This is a genomic window from Kluyvera georgiana (assembly GCF_050990895.1).
Classification (GTDB): domain Bacteria; phylum Pseudomonadota; class Gammaproteobacteria; order Enterobacterales; family Enterobacteriaceae; genus Kluyvera; species Kluyvera georgiana.
This window is the reverse complement of sequence record NZ_CP158865.1, coordinates 2,258,094-2,273,099: the sequence shown is the minus strand read 5'-3', so window position 1 is coordinate 2,273,099 and position 15,006 is coordinate 2,258,094. Positions and strand designations below refer to the sequence as shown.

General features: G+C 58.0%; 14 protein-coding genes. 3 read left to right on the top strand and 11 right to left on the bottom strand.

Annotated elements, in window-relative coordinates:
* Positions 1-44 precede the first annotated feature (44 nt).
* The 9 genes from ABTW00_RS10775 to ABTW00_RS10735 all read right to left on the bottom strand — a co-directional run bounded on the left by ABTW00_RS10775 (position 45) and on the right by ABTW00_RS10735 (position 9,019).
* Entirely contained in the window at positions 45-452 is a 408-nt protein-coding gene (locus ABTW00_RS10775) for a GFA family protein (RefSeq protein WP_064545168.1), read from the bottom strand.
* An 11-nt stretch (positions 453-463) separates the two neighbouring features.
* The gene (locus tag ABTW00_RS10770; protein WP_065357154.1) at positions 464-1,330 is read right to left on the bottom strand and encodes an aldo/keto reductase family oxidoreductase; all 867 of its coding nucleotides are present in this window, start codon (positions 1,328-1,330) and stop codon (positions 464-466) included.
* Between the two features lie 101 nt (positions 1,331-1,431).
* Positions 1,432-2,643 (bottom strand): 3-(3-hydroxy-phenyl)propionate transporter MhpT, encoded by a 1,212-nt coding sequence (mhpT, locus tag ABTW00_RS10765; RefSeq protein ID WP_433640665.1) that lies wholly within the window; start codon positions 2,641-2,643, stop codon positions 1,432-1,434.
* Between the two features lie 105 nt (positions 2,644-2,748).
* Positions 2,749-3,768 (bottom strand): 4-hydroxy-2-oxovalerate aldolase, encoded by a 1,020-nt coding sequence (gene mhpE, locus ABTW00_RS10760; RefSeq protein WP_065357161.1) that lies wholly within the window; start codon positions 3,766-3,768, stop codon positions 2,749-2,751.
* Positions 3,765-4,715 (bottom strand): acetaldehyde dehydrogenase, encoded by a 951-nt coding sequence (mhpF, locus tag ABTW00_RS10755; protein WP_433640663.1) that lies wholly within the window; start codon positions 4,713-4,715, stop codon positions 3,765-3,767. Before mhpF ends, mhpE begins: the two co-directional genes overlap by 4 nt.
* Positions 4,712-5,515, bottom strand: a complete 804-nt coding sequence (gene mhpD / locus ABTW00_RS10750; protein WP_271447880.1) for a 2-keto-4-pentenoate hydratase — start codon at positions 5,513-5,515, stop codon at positions 4,712-4,714. Before mhpD ends, mhpF begins: the two co-directional genes overlap by 4 nt.
* Before the next feature lie 9 nt (positions 5,516-5,524).
* Complete coding sequence (mhpC, locus tag ABTW00_RS10745) at positions 5,525-6,391, bottom strand: 2-hydroxy-6-oxonona-2,4-dienedioate hydrolase (RefSeq protein ID WP_064545153.1); 867 nt, start codon at positions 6,389-6,391, stop codon at positions 5,525-5,527.
* 17 nt (positions 6,392-6,408) lie between these two features.
* The gene (gene mhpB, locus ABTW00_RS10740) at positions 6,409-7,353 is read right to left on the bottom strand and encodes a 2,3-dihydroxyphenylpropionate/2,3-dihydroxicinnamic acid 1,2-dioxygenase (RefSeq protein WP_271447879.1); all 945 of its coding nucleotides are present in this window, start codon (positions 7,351-7,353) and stop codon (positions 6,409-6,411) included.
* 1 nt (position 7,354) lies between these two features.
* Complete coding sequence (locus ABTW00_RS10735) at positions 7,355-9,019, bottom strand: bifunctional 3-(3-hydroxy-phenyl)propionate/3-hydroxycinnamic acid hydroxylase (protein ID WP_433640660.1); 1,665 nt, start codon at positions 9,017-9,019, stop codon at positions 7,355-7,357.
* Positions 9,020-9,207: 188 nt separating this feature from the next.
* Here ABTW00_RS10735 and ABTW00_RS10730 point away from each other — a divergent pair, with 188 nt between their 5' ends.
* The 3 genes from ABTW00_RS10730 (at position 9,208) to ABTW00_RS10720 (ending at position 11,432) form a co-directional block, all read left to right on the top strand.
* Positions 9,208-10,020 carry a DNA-binding transcriptional regulator gene (locus ABTW00_RS10730; RefSeq protein ID WP_064545147.1) on the top strand — a complete coding sequence of 271 codons (813 nt, stop codon included), beginning with the start codon at positions 9,208-9,210 and terminating at the stop codon, positions 10,018-10,020.
* Positions 10,021-10,129: 109 nt separating this feature from the next.
* A complete protein-coding gene (locus ABTW00_RS10725) occupies positions 10,130-11,137 on the top strand; it encodes a zinc-binding alcohol dehydrogenase family protein (protein WP_433640657.1) in 1,008 nt (335 codons plus the stop codon).
* Between the two features lies 1 nt (position 11,138).
* On the top strand, positions 11,139-11,432 hold the full coding sequence (locus ABTW00_RS10720; protein WP_065357166.1) for a putative quinol monooxygenase: 294 nt from the start codon (positions 11,139-11,141) through the stop codon (positions 11,430-11,432).
* Between the two features lie 42 nt (positions 11,433-11,474).
* On the opposite strand, the gene menI is transcribed toward ABTW00_RS10720, so the two are convergent.
* Together menI and ydiJ are read right to left on the bottom strand one after the other, a co-directional pair.
* Positions 11,475-11,885, bottom strand: a complete 411-nt coding sequence (gene menI, locus ABTW00_RS10715) for a 1,4-dihydroxy-2-naphthoyl-CoA hydrolase (RefSeq protein WP_433640655.1) — start codon at positions 11,883-11,885, stop codon at positions 11,475-11,477.
* Positions 11,882-14,938: a D-2-hydroxyglutarate dehydrogenase YdiJ gene (gene ydiJ, locus ABTW00_RS10710; RefSeq protein WP_433640653.1), complete on the bottom strand. Its 3,057-nt coding sequence runs from the start codon at positions 14,936-14,938 to the stop codon at positions 11,882-11,884. The genes menI and ydiJ overlap by 4 nt, the downstream gene beginning before the upstream one ends.
* Between the last annotated feature and the right edge of the window lie 68 nt (positions 14,939-15,006).

Below are 15,006 nucleotides of genomic sequence, written 5' to 3'. Positions count from 1 at the left end.
ATAAATGCAGGGCTTTTTTTTGCCTTCACGATACCTCGTTCCGGTTACTTTTTCTCATAACGCAGGTAGCCTGCAATACCGCCGCCGCCATCTTTCGGGTGGTGAACGCCGTCATGAACTTCCACACAGGCAAAATCAAACGGTGATACCCCCTCAATACAGGCCACATTCACGCCATACTGCTGCGGATTCGAGCGCCGCTGATGGAAGGTATAAATGCCGCACACAGAGCAGAAAAAGTGCGCCGCCTCACCGGTATTAAAGCGATACTCCGTGAGTTTATCCTTCCCACGTAGGATTTCGATTCCCGCCAGCGGCGCAGAAACGGCAACCGCCCCACGCATCCGGCAGTATGAGCAGTTACAGCGACGCGCGGTGTTGAAGCCATCGCTCAGTTCAACGGTAAACGCCACCGCGCCACAGTGGCACTGGGCGGAAAGTTTGTCAGTCATTGAACCTCCCGTCAGCCTTTCGCGGCAATACCGTCAAGCGTCGCCAGCGTCTCAGGGGACAAGGTCAACTCCGCAGCCGCCATATTTTCCCGCAAATGCGCCACCGACGAGGTGCCGGGGATCAGCAGAATATTCGGCGAACGGTGCAACAGCCAGGCCAGCGCAACCTGCATGGGCGTCGCGCCAAGGGAGTGAGCGACCTCATTCAACGTAGAGGATTGCAGCGGAGAAAAGCCGCCAAGCGGAAAGAACGGCACATAGGCGATACCGTCACGCGCCAGCGCATCAATCAGCGCATCATCACTACGATGGGCAATGTTGTATTCGTTCTGTACGCAGACTATCGGCACAATCTTGCGCGCTTCCGCTACCTGCGTCGGCGTCACGTTGCTCAAGCCGATATGCTTCACCAGCCCCTGCTGCTGCAGCTCGGCCAACGTGCTGACACTGGCTTCAATCGAGCCTTCGCCCGGACCATGGCCATCGCCGATCATCACGCGCATGTTGACCACATCCAGCACGTCCAGGCCGAGATTGCGCAAGTTGTCGTGCACCGCCTGCTTGAGTTCTTCGGGGGAAAAAGCCGGTAGCCAGGAGGCGTCATCCCCACGGCGGGCGCCGATTTTGGTGACAATCGTCAGGTCATCAGCATACGGATGCAGCGCTTCGCGAATGATCTGATTAGTAACGTGTGGGCCGTAGAAATCGCTGGTATCGATGTGATTGACGCCCAGTTCGAGGGCTTCGCGCAGCACGGAAATGGCCGCGTGGCGGTCTTTCGGCGGGCCGAATACGCCGGGGCCAGCCAGCTGCATCGCCCCGTAACCGAGGCGATTAACAAATTGAGAACCAAGGGAAAACGTACCGTACTGAGTCATAACGTCCTGCCTGTAGCATCATGAAAGTGACTGACAGTATAGAAACGCTTTCCCGTTAGTAACTGTGCTTTTTATGCCATAACGGTAAAAAAAGCTTATTGTCATGCGACACTGCGCTGGTGATGATTCATCAGCCAGAACACCGCTACTCCCGCCAGCACAATACCTGGCGCCGAGGCGGCCATCACGCCAACGGTCCCGGTGCCCAGCGCCAGCATTTTTCCCGCCAGCAGCGGACCGCTCATCGCGCCCAGCCGCCCTACGGCCACCGCGGTGCCGACGCCGGTGGCGCGGATTTCGGTGCGGTAGAACAGCGGTGCCAGCGCATAAAGCACGCTTTGCCCGCCGGTGGCGAACATCCCGGCCACGAAGCCTGCGCCCAGCATCATGCCAAACGAGTTGGCCGCACCGAGAGAAATCAGCGATGCCAGCATCCCGCAGTAGATCAGCAGCGACATTTTAATGGGGCTGAGTTTATCCATCAGCGCGCCCAGCATCAGCGTGCCTAACGCCGCGCCGATTTGTAGGGCGAACATGACTCCAGCGGCCTGCGAACGGCTAAAGCCCTGATCGACCAGCAGCATCGGCAGCCAGTTGATCAGCATGTAAACCACCAGCAGCGTGAAGAAGTAGCACAACCACAACAGCAGCGTCGAAGAAGCGGTTCCGGAAGCGAAAATCGCCCGCAGCGGCGCAGGAGCCTCTTGCTGCTGACTGCTGAACGCCTGCGACTCCGGCAGACGGAGCATCAGCAGCGGTACCAGCAATAGCGGCACCACGCCGCCGACCCAGAAGATCGTTTGCCATTCCTGCGTCAGGCCGCTAAAGCCCAGGGCTGCCGCCAGCGCCGCGCCAATCGGCACGCCGCAATACATCAGGCTCACTGCGGTGCCGCGAAAACGCGGGCCCGCCGCTTCCGAAGTGAGTGCGATAAGGTTAGGCAGCGCGGCGCCTAAACCTGCACCGGTCATAAAGCGGGCAAAGACCAGCGAGTGAAAATCCCACGCCAGCGCGGTGACGATGGAAAACAGACCAAACAGCACAACGGACCCCAGCAGCACCTTCTTGCGCCCGTGCCTGTCGGCGAGCATGCCGCCGAACAGCGCGCCCGGCAGCAGTCCGAGGATCCCGGCGCTGAAGATCCAGCCCATCTGCATTTTATCGAGTGAAAACGCCTGTGCGATGCCGACTGCGGCAATTCCAGCGGCCTGTAAATCCAGCCCTTCCATCAGGGCGACCAAAAAGCAAAGCCCGACGGTTTGCATCAGGCGAGCGGTGTTCGGCGGTGAGGAGACATGGGTAATATTCGACATAGTGCTACCTTCTGTAGAGTGCAGGTGTAAAGACGGCCGGTACATTGCCAGCCGCGTTTTTTCTTTGCCATGCGCCCGGTCGATACATTGCCGACCGGATCGTTATCAGGCTTGCGCTTTCGCTTTCAGATCCAGCGCCACGTCGACGATCATATCTTCCTGACCGCCCACCATCCGGCGTTTGCCCAGTTCGACCAGAATATCTACCGCGCTCAGGCCGTAACGTGCGGCAGCCACTTCGCTATGACGCAGGAAGCTGGAGTAAACACCGGCATAACCCAGCGCTAACGTTTCGCGATCGACGCGCACCGGACGGTCCTGTAATGGACGCACCAGATCGTCCGCCGCGGCCATCAATGCGTACAGGTCGGTACCGTGCTGCCAGCCCTGCTTGTCGGCGGCGGCGATAAACACCTCCAGCGGCGCGTTACCGGCTCCCGCGCCCATCCCCGCCAGGCTGGCGTCGATGCGGTCACAGCCCTCTTCTACCGCCACCAGCGAGTTGGCAACACCGAGGCTCAGGTTGTGGTGCGCGTGCATACCGGTCTGGGTTTCCGGTTTCAACACCGCTTTCAGCGCGCGGAAGCGATCGCGAATGTCGTTCATGTTCATCGCGCCGCCGGAATCCACCACGTAGATACAGGTCGCGCCGTAGCTTTCCATCAGCTTCGCCTGTTTTGCCAGGTTTTCCGGCGTGGTCATGTGGCTCATCATCAGGAAGCCTACGGTGTCCATGCCTAGCTCGCGGGCGTAAGCAATATGCTGCGCGGAAACGTCCGCTTCCGTACAGTGGGTCGCTACACGCACGACACGCGCCCCGGCCTGATACGCATTTTTCAGATCGTGCAACGTACCGATGCCCGGAATCAGCAGCGTGGCGATTTTGGCGTGCTGCACCACTTCTGCGGCGGCGGCGATCCACTCGATGTCGCTGTGCGCGCCAAAACCATAGTTAAAGCTCGAGCCTTGCAGACCATCGCCATGGGCTACTTCAATCGAGTCAACGCGCGCATCGTCCAGGGCTTTAGCAATCTGGCGCACGTTATCGAGCGAATACTGATGACGAATCGCGTGCATGCCGTCGCGTAACGTCACATCCGAGATATAGAGTTTTTTACCGTTCATGCGACTTCTCCTGCCACTTTCACCAGCGTTTCAGCCATTTTTTCTGCAGTCGACATTGCCGCAGAGGTCATAATGTCGAGGTTACCGGCGTAGGCCGGCAGATAGTGCGCCGCCCCTTCGACTTCGAGATAGACGGCGGTTTTCAGTCCGGAGAACTGCCCCACGCCCGGAATGTTGACCGGTTTATCCTGAGGAATCACTTCAAACTGGACTTTTTGTTTCAGTCGATAGCCCGGCACATAGGCCTGCACCGCCGCCGCCATCTCTTCAATAGATGCTTCAATTTCCGCCTGTGACGCCGCTTCGCTCAGCACATAGACAGTGTCGCGCATCATGACCGGCGGCTCGGCCGGGTTGAGAATGATGATGGCTTTTCCTTTCGCCGCGCCGCCGACCACCTCAATCGCCTGCGAGGTCGTTTCGGTGAATTCATCAATGTTGGCACGCGTTCCCGGCCCGGCAGACTTACTGGAGATCGAGGCGATAATTTCCGCGTAGTGTACCTTCGCCACGCGTGAGACCGCCGCTACCATCGGGATGGTCGCCTGTCCGCCGCAGGTCACCATATTGACGTTGCCCTGCGACAGATTTTTATCGAGGTTGACCACCGGCACGCAGTATGGGCCGATGGCTGCCGGAGTCAGGTCAATCAGGCGAATCCCCGGTTTCGCCTTGCGCAAGGCGGCATCGTTTTTCACGTGCGCCCCGGCGCTGGTGGCGTCGAAAACGATGTCGATATCGGCAAACTCAGGCATCGCCATTAATCCGGCCACGCCTTGGTGGGTCGTGGCAACGCCCATCCGCGCGGCGCGGGCCAGCCCGTCGGAGTTCGGGTCGATGCCGACCATCACCGACATTTCCAGGTGTTTGCCGTGGCGGAGGATTTTGATCATCAGGTCGGTGCCGATATTGCCGGAACCGATGATGGCGACTTTACATTTGCTCATGACTGACTTCCTTCTTGCTCAGAAAACGTCGCGGATACCGAGCCAATGCCCTCGATTACCGCCTCGAAACGATCGCCTGGCTTAATCGCCACCATCGGTCCCAGCGCGCCGGTGAGCACGATGTCACCCGCACGTAGCGGCTCGCCCAGGCTGGCCATTTTGCGCGCCAGCCAGACGGCGGCGTTGAGCGGATGGCCCAGGCATTCACTGCCGCGACCGCTGGAAACCTCTTCGTTATTACGCGTCATGGTCATTGCGCAGTTTTTCAGGTCCAGCGCCGCCGGACGCTGCGCCGGGCCGCCAACCACATACACGCCACAGGAGGCGTTATCCGCCACGGTATCAACAAACTTGATTGACCAGTCGCGCACGCGGCTGCCCACCACTTCCAGGGCCGGAACCACCCACTCAATAGCGTTGTACAACTCATCAAACGTGGTGTCGGCATGCGGCAGGTCGCGCTTTAACACCAGCGCGATTTCCGCTTCAATCTTCGGTTGTAAAACGCGACCAAAGGGAATGGTTTCGTTATCGCCGTAGCACATATCGGCGAATAACGTGCCGAAGTCCGGCTGGTCAACGCCCAACTGCTGCTGCACTTTCGGATGGGTTAATCCGACCTTGCGCCCGACGATACGACGCCCTTGCGCCACCGCGTGCTCGACGTTAAGACGCTGAATGGCGTACGCCGCTTCTGCGTTATCAATACCAATCACCTCACGCAGCGGCTCAACGGCCACGCCCGTCTGCTCGGCTTCACGCAATGCGGCGGCCAGCGAGGCCAGAGAATTCGTAGACATAGCGGCTCCTTATTGACGCGCGAGGAAGTTCAGCACCAGTTGGTTGAAGGCTTCGGCATGCTCCCACTGCGCCCAGTGCCCACAATCGCGGTAAACGTGCAGTTCGGAACCGTTAATACCGGAAAGCAGGCGCAGGCCCGCGTCCATCGGCACGAAGCGATCGTTACGTCCCCATACCACCAGCGTCTGGGCCTTAATTTCCCCCAGACGCGGTCCGAAATCCGGGAACTGTTTCGGGTTGGCCTCAAGGCTCTTGATAAAGTTTTCCAGGTGATCGCGTCGCGACAGCATGTTGTTCAGGCGCGCTTCAAACAGCGCTTCCGTCAAATCACTGGTGTCATAGACGAAAATACTCATCATTTTTTTGAGATTTTCGATAGTCGGCTCACGGTACAGCCCGTTCAGCAGTTTGATGCCTTCGGTCGGCATCGGGGTGAACAGACTCATCCCGCCGGTACCGCCGCCCATCAGCACCAGTTTGCCCACGCGCTCAGGCCAGGTCAGGGTGAACGCCACGGCGCTGTGGCCGCCCATCGAGTTACCCAGCAGGTGAACTTTCTGGATATCTAACTGATCGACCACGCTTTTCAGAATGCGCGCATTCAGGTCGGAGCGAGAACCGGTATTGACGATCGAATCGCTTTTCCCCCAGCCAGGGCAGTCCAGCAGAATGACGCGATAGCCCGCTTCAACTAACGGGTCGATGTTGCGGCTAAAGTTGGCCCAGCCCGTAGCCCCCGGGCCTGAACCGTGCAGCAGCACGACCGTTTCATCGCCCTGGCCGCAGTCGTTATAGTGAATGCGCAGCGTCTGTCCGGCTTCTTCAACGTTGAGAAAACGGCTGGTTGCGGCTTCGGTTTGAGGTTGATAGCTCATCATATTCTCCTGCTTAATCAATTCGTTGTGGTGGCGCTTAGCGAGCCAAATCCGGCGATCCATTCTGGGATCGGGCGATAATAACGGCCTTCCGTGCGGTAGCTGCCCATCGCGGAAAGCGTGGCGAACGCGGCGGCCCAGGTTTTCACTTCATGGGTCGATTTACCGGCGATCGCGGAAAGTTCTTCATTGCTGATGGCATCCAGTTCCGCCAGGCGGCCCTGTTCCAGCAGCGTCATAAACTGGTTGTCCCACACCGGGTTCAGTGGATGCAGCGTTTTCTGGTCTTCCACAAAACGCTCGGCGGCTTCAATCACGCGGCGCTGGCGCAGCTCGCGCTCGTCCGGCGGCAGCTGTTTACCGCTGCCCAGCAGGCGGTCGCGCATATGGGCATCCACTTTCGCCAGTTCGGGAACCGGCGGCTGATGCGACAGGCCGCCGGAGCCTAAAATCAGCACCCGCTTATTGAGCGTCGACAGAAAACGCCCCATCGCTTCGCCCAACATGCGCGTGCGCTGGAAGCCCGGCAGCGGCGTGGCGACACCGTTGATAAACACCGGCAGAACCGGCACCTTGTCCAGCCCGCCCAGCAGCAACTCCAGCGGCTGAGCAAACCCGTGATCGACCTGCATACAGTAGGAGACGGCGAGATCGATGCCGCTTTTCATCACCGAATGAGCGCAGGCTTCCGCCAGCTCCGTCGGCACCGGCAGTACGCCCGCGGCGGTGGAGAAATCGCCAATCGAGGTCGCGCCGACGCCTAAACAGAACGGTGGCATCACGTCATAGAAAAAGCCGTTGTAGTGATCCGGGGCGAACAGCACCACCAGCTCGGGGTCAAACGCCGCAATACGTGCGCTGGCGTCGGCAATCACGCCGTTTACTTCATCCAGCACATCCTGTGCCGGGTCGACATAACCCACCAGCGGCGTGTGGGAGAGACAGTGGAGATAGACATTCATCTCAGGCCACCTTTTCTTCATTAAGAGCCGATTCCAGGCTCGTCAGCGCCATCACGTGAGCAAGCTGGTCCAGGGTTTTATTGAGGGTTTGCGGAATAGCCAGCGCGGCGACGAAACGGTCCGGACGCACCACCACCAGCGAAGCGTTCTGCGCGGCAAACCAGGTTTTGAGACGGTTCTGGGTATCGCCAAGGCGGATCACGCCGTCAAAATTGTCCTGCGGACTACGAATCTGGACGTCCGGCACCACCTGAATAAAACAGGTTCCCAGCGCACGCCATTGCGCAATCTGACTTTCGCTCATGCCCCACAATGGGTTGCAGCCCCAGGCGATCACCGCGAACTTCGCGCCAATCACATCATCCAGCAGCACAACATCGCCGTTTTCGCGGGTCACTTTCGGTTGGATAAACATCTTGCCGACCGGAGACGCTTTCGCATCACCTTCCAGCAACAGCGCGCCTTCACGGTACTGTGGCATCGGTTTAAAGCGCATTTCGAGGAAGTAACGTTTCACCGGCGGGATGTAGTTCAGCAGCCAGGAGATACCGTCGCGTACGGTGCCATGCCAGCGTTTCGCCGGAGCCAGGACGTTACCGGCGGTAACGGAGAGATCGATCATCGCTTTGGCGTGGTCACGACGCTCTTGCTGATAGCTGTCGAGCAGCGAATCTCCCGCTTTGCCGTTCACCACCATCGCCAGTTTCCACGCCAGGTTAAAGGCATCGCGCATGCCGCTGTTGTAACCCTGCCCCTGCCAGACCGGCATGATGTGGGCAGCGTCACCGGCCAGCAGGACGCGGTCAACGCGGAAGCGTTCGGCAATACGCGCGTTGTGGGTGTAGACGCGCTGGCGGATCAGCTCTACGTTATCCGGGTCCGGCAGCACCTGACTGAGTAAGCGGCGCATGTTTGCCGGTTCGCTCAGTTGGGCTTCGGTTTCGCCCGGCATCACCATAAATTCAAAGCGACGTACGCCGTGAGGCAGCGCTGCCGAAACATAAGGGCGCACCGGGTCGCAGCACAGATAAACATGCGGCGTTGCCAGCGGGTCGTTAGCAATATCGATAACGATCCACTGGTTTGGTGCGGTTTTCCCTTCAAACGGCACGTTCAGCGTACGGCGGATAAAACTCGCGCCGCCGTCGCAGGCCACCAGCCAGTTCGCCCGTACCGTTTCCCGTTCGCCATCCGGCCCTTTCAGGTTAATCGTGACAGCGTCACCTTTTTGACTAAATGCTTCCAGCTCGCGCGAGAACAGGCAGCGGACGTTTGGAAAACGGCTCAGCCCCTGGAACATCACTTCATCTACCTGCGGCTGAATAAACGCATTACGGCGCGACCAGCCAAATTCGTCGGTCATCGGCTGGATATCGGCAAAGCAGCGACCTTTTGGCGTCAAAAAACGCATCGCGTGCCACGGCGTAGTATGCGGCAGCACTTTCTCTACCAGTCCAACGGACTGCATGGTGCGCAGCGCTTCATCATCAATGCCAATGGCACGCGGATAGTCGATCAATTTATCCAGCTTCTCGACCACCAGCACTTCAACGCCCATCTGCCCCAGGTAGTTGGCCATCATCAGCCCCACCGGACCGGCACCGGCGATAGCGACCTGAACCTGATGTTGAACGGCGGGTTGGATATCCGGATTGGATGTTGTCATTTTCAATACCTCACGACTCGGACCAGGCGCGTTTGCTCTGTTACAACACAAGCGCGCTTGTTAATTTGATGTAAAAATATTTTTATAATGAGCGCAGTATATGTCCGGGGATTTGGGCTACAATCAAAACAGCCCAGGTTGTGCACCAGGTGCACAACGTTGTTTTAGATATAAAAATGTCAGGAAATATGAAGAATAACGATGCGACCGATTACAAAACCGTGCGGGGATTAACGCGAGGTTTATTGTTGCTGAATTTGTTAAATAAATTCGACGGAGGCGCGTCAACCGCGACGTTGGCGGAGTTTAGTGGCCTGCACCGTACCACCGTCAGAAGGCTTCTGGAGACCCTCCAGGAAGAGGGGTATGTGCGACGCAGTTTGTCAGATGATAGTTTCCGTTTGACCATGAAAGTGCGGCAGTTAAGTGAGGGATTTCGTGACGAACATTGGATTTCTGCACTTGCAACGCCGTTACTTGGAGAATTATTGCGCGAGGTCATTTGGCCGACAGATTTAACCACGCTGGACGTCGATGCCATGGTGGTACGTGAAACAACCCACCGTTTTAGCCGCCTTTCCTTCCACCGTTCGATGGTGGGTCGCCGTCTGCCGTTGCTGCTGACCGCTTCCGGCTTGACCTGGCTTGCCTTTTCGCCGGAGCACGAGCGTCAGCCCATTATTGAAATGCTGGCAACAAGGCCGGAAGAAGAATATCAGTTGGCCCGTGAGCCGGAAAAACTGCATGCAATTCTCGAGAAGACGCGCAAAAACGGCTACGGTTCCAACTTCCAGGGCTGGCAGCTGGAACAGAAAATCGCCTCTATCGCCGTACCGGTTCGTAGCCAGGAACGCGTGATTGGCTGCCTGAACCTGGTCTATATTGCCAAAGCGATGACGATTGAACAGGCGGCAGAAAAACATCTGGCCGCCCTGCTGCGAGTTACCCGGCAGATTGAGGAACGGATGGAAGAGGAAGAGATCTTTTATGAACACCGTTAAACGCGGGATTTTCGCGGTTAGCGTATAAGTCTTATCGCCGTAGCGTGGTTTTTCTTATCACCCGTTGTTTCTACTATCCGGGTATTGCCAGTCCATACCCGGAGACATCATGAAAGCCTTTGCCATTACCCGCGCAGCCACCAACGGCAGCAACATTCCGTTTATCAACGAAATAATGCTTCCCATCCCACAAGCTCAAGGCCACGACCTGCTGGTGGAGATCAAGGCCATTTCCGTCAATCCCGTCGACACCAAGGTGCGCGCCGGTTTCTCTGCCGACACGCCGCGCGTGTTGGGCTGGGACGCCGTTGGCGTGGTGAAAGCCGTGGGTAATGAAGTCACCCTTTTCTCTCCAGGCGATGAAGTCTGGTACGCTGGCGCGTTAGGCCGCCCCGGCAGCAACAGCGAATTCCAGTTAGTTGATGAGCGTATTGTCGCGTTAAAACCACGCTCGCTGGATAACGCGTCTGCCGCCGCGCTACCGCTTACCGCCATCACCGCATGGGAACTACTGTTCGACCGACTGGGCGTAACGCGCGACGGTAACGAAGGCGATACGCTGCTGATCGTCGGCGCGGCAGGCGGTGTGGGTTCCATTCTGACCCAGCTAGCCAGCAAGCTGACCAAAATGACCGTCATCGGCACGGCCTCGCGTCCAGCAAGCCAGCAGTGGGTTCGCGAAGCCGGTGCGCATCACGTGATCGACCACAGCAAACCGCTGAGCGAAGAGTTGGCACGTATTGGCGTAAAAGAAGTGACCCACGTTGCCAGCCTGAACAATACCGAGTCGCATTATTTATCGCTGATCGCCGCGCTGGCCCCGCAAGGCAAACTGGCGCTGATTGACGATCCGCAAAGCCTTGATGTGGTGCCGTTGAAGCTGAAAAGCATTTCGCTGCATTGGGAGTTTATGTTTACTCGTTCGATGTTTGAAACCCGCGACATGATTGCCCAGCATCAGTTGCTGTCTGAAGTGGCGACGTTAATCGATAACCAGGTGATTAAAACCACGCTCGGCGAGCATTACGGCGCGATCACCGCCGAAAATCTGCAAAAAGCGCACGTACAGCTGGAAACCGGTCGTGCCGTTGGGAAAATTGTGCTGGAGGGATTTTAAGATGATTTCCATTATTGCCGTGCTGAAAGCGCGCCCGGGTAAAACGGAATTCTTGCGCGACGCGCTGAAAGCACTGCTGCAGCCCACGCGTCAGGAGCCCGGCAATCTGGACTATGCGCTCTTTCAACTGCGCGATGAGCCAGAGACGTTTTACGTTCGGGAATCCTGGCGAGATGAGGCGGCGCTGGAGGAACATATTGCCTTACCGCACTTTCAGGCTTTTATTGGGCAGATGGAGAGCCTGTTGGCGGAACCGCTACGTCTGGATTACTTAACGCCGATTGAGGCTGACTAGCGATAAATATGCACTCTCTTCTGAAGAAGAGAGTGCATCGTCTTACACCACTGCGGTCGTCAACCGCGAGGTGCAACAGAGCAGCCCTTGTTCGTCGAGGATCTCAATTTGCCAGACCTGATGGCGACGCCCGGCATGCAGCGCTTTACACACTCCCCGTACCCGCCCGCTGCGCACAGAACGAATGTGGTTAGCGTTAACCTCCAGCCCGACCACCCGCAGCTCACCTTCAGTACACAGGTACCCGGCCACGGAGCCCAACGTTTCGGCCAGCACGACGGATGCGCCGCCGTGCAGCAGGCCAAACGGCTGATGCGTGCGGCTATCCACCGGCATCGTCGCTTCCAGCGCATCGTCCCCCAGGCGCGTAAACTGAATATCCAGCAGCCCCACCATATTACCTTCGCCCATGGCGTTAAGCGCCTCGAGCGTGGTTTGCCGTCTCCAGATCATCCGATAATCTCCAGTAAAGCCTGTAATGGGTGGCGCACGCCGTTACCCTCAACACGCTTCACCTGACTGCGGCACGAGTAGCCTGTTGCCAGGCAGCGATTGCGCGGAAGGCGCTGCATCGCCTGCTGCCACGACAATTCGTAGATCCCCAACGAATTAGCGTGGTTCTTCACCTCGTGGCCGTAGGTCCCCGCCATGCCGCAGCAGCCCACGCTAACGTTTTCCAGCGTCGCGCCAAAGCGGGCAAAGATTGTCGCCCATTGCTTCGGCGCCGTCGGCAGCGCGGTCACTTCGGTACAGTGCCCAAACAGATACCAGGGTTCGCCCGATGGCGACACACTTTCGCGTTGCGCCACCACCTGCGGCAGCCATTCGTGCACCAGCATAACGTTGAAATCGCCGCGCTGGTCGCCCAGCACCTGCTTGTACTCATCGCGATAACACAGCACCAACGCCGGGTCGACGCCCACCATCGGCATCCCCAGCGCCGCAACGCGGTTCAGGTAATCCGCCGTTTTCTGCGCGGTTTTGGTAAAACGAGTGACGAAGCCCTTAATATGCTGCGCCTTACCGTTCGGTGAGAACGGCAGCAGCACCGGCTGATAGCCGAGCGTGTCGATCAGACGAACAAAATCGGCCACGACCTGCGCGTCGTAGTAGCTGGTAAAGGGATCCTGCACCACCAGCACGGTTTGCGCTTTTTGTTCCGGCGTCAACGTTTCCAGCTGTTCGAGCGTCATATTGGCCGAACGATGGGTAACCATCTGTTTTTGCAGCGATGGCGCGGAAAGCAGCGGTAAATCGACCATGCCGATGTGTTTTTCCGACAGCTTGCGCACCAGCGGTTGGCTCATAAAGAAGTTGAAGGTCTTCGGCGCGCGGGCCATCAGCGGGGCATAGCTTTCGACCGTTGCCACCAGATGATCGCGCACCGGGCGCAGATAACGGGTGTGATAGAGCTGAAGAAAACGCGAACGGAACTCCGGCACGTCGATTTTAATCGGGCACTGGGTCGAGCAGGCTTTACAGGCCAGACAGCCTGACATCGCCTCTTTCACCTCATGAGAGAAGTCGTATTCGCCCTTACGCGCATGCCAGCTGTTGCGCGTGCGCTCAACCAACGAGCGCAGGCTGGCGCGTTTCTCCGGCAGCTCTCTTTCCAGTAATAACGGATCAACGCCGCGATCCGCCAGCAGACGCAGCCATTCGCGCACCAGCGTGGCGCGGCCTTTCGGCGAGTGCATACGGTTATTGGTGATTTTCATCGACGGGCACATCGGGCTTTTGGCATCGAAGTTGAAGCACAGGCCGTTGCCGTTACACTCCATCGCGCCGCGCCAGGATGAACGCACGGTCACCGGGATTTGTCGGTCATAGGTGCCGCGTTTTACCGCGTCCACCTTCATCATCGGAGCATCCACGCCTTCCGGCGGACAAATTTTGCCGGGGTTAAGGCGGTTATCGGGGTCAAAGGCCGCCTTCACTTTGCGCAGCTCGCCGTACAGCTGCTCGCCGAAGAAGGCCGGGCTGTATTCCGCGCGGAAACCTTTACCGTGTTCCCCCCACAGCAGGCCGCCGTACTTAGCCGTCAGCGCCACCACTTCATCGGAAATCTGCTTCATCAGCACTTCTTGCTGCGGGTCGCACATATCCAGCGCCGGACGCACGTGCAGCACGCCCGCATCGACGTGGCCAAACATGCCGTAGCTCAGCCCGTGGCTATCGAGTAGCGCGCGAAATTCAACAATATAATCGGCGAGATGCTCCGGCGGTACGCAGGTGTCTTCGGCAAACGGGATAGGCTTAGCCGCCCCTTTGGCGTTACCCAGCAGACCAACCGCTTTTTTACGCATGGCATAAATACGCTCGATGCCGTCCAGCTCATTACAGCGCTGCCAGCCAATCAGCCCGCCTTCATTCTGCGCAATCAGTTCATCCAGCCGCGCGCACAGCGCGCTGACCTGACCTTCAATCAACGCTTCATCATCGCCAGAGAACTCAACGATATTGAGCCCCAGCATCTCTTTATCGGGTACGTCGGTAATCAGCTCGCTCACCGAATGCCAGACGATATCTTCCCGCGCCAGGTTCAATACCTTCGAATCGACGGTTTCAACTGACAAGGCGCGCGCTTCCACCATAAAGGGCGCATTGCGCAGCGCAGAGTCAAAGGAGTCATACTTAATATTGACCAGCCGACGCACCTTCGGCAGCGGCGTAATATCCAGCCGCGCTTCGGTAATGAACGCTAGCGTACCTTCGGAACCGGTGAGAATGCGGGTCAAATCAAACTCGGTCATCTCATCGTTAAAGACGTGGCGCAGGTCATAACCGGTGAGGAAGCGGTTCAGTTTGGGGAATTTGTCGAGGATCAGCTGGCGGTTGTCGCGACAGCGTTCAAAAACGGTGCGGTAAATACGCCCCACCGCCGACTGCTCTTTGGCTAACGTCTCGGCCAGCGCCACCGGCATCGGCTGCGTATCGAGAATATCGCCACCCAGCAGAACGGCACGCACGCCCAGCACGTGATCGGAGGTTTTACCGTACACCAAAGACCCCTGCCCGGAGGCGTCGGTATTGATCATTCCCCCCAGCGTCGCGCGGTTGCTGGTCGACAGCTCCGGGGAGAAGAAATAGCCGTAGGGCTTAAGATACTGGTTAAGCTGATCTTTAATCACGCCCGCTTCCACGCGCACCCAACCCTCTTCAGGGTTGATTTCAATGATGCGATTCATATAACGGGACATGTCGATAATGATGCCCTGATTCAGCGCCTGGCCGTTGGTGCCAGTGCCGCCACCGCGCGGGGTGAATATCAGGGATTGAAAGCGTTCTTCTGCCGCCAGACGAGCCAGCAGCGCGACATCCGCCGTGGAGCGCGGGAATACTACCGCATCGGGAAGAAGCTGGTAGATACTGTTATCGGTCGCCATCGTTAGCCTGTCGGCATAGCCGGTGGCGGTATCGCCGGTAAAGCCTTGTTGCTCCAGTGCCTGCAAATAATTCAGCACCAGCTGAACTACGCCAGGTGCCTGGGAAATCTGTGGGATCATTACGTTTGACCCTTTCTGAATGTTGTGTTGTACGCACAGCATCCCGCCGGTTTGCGCGTAGGCGGCAA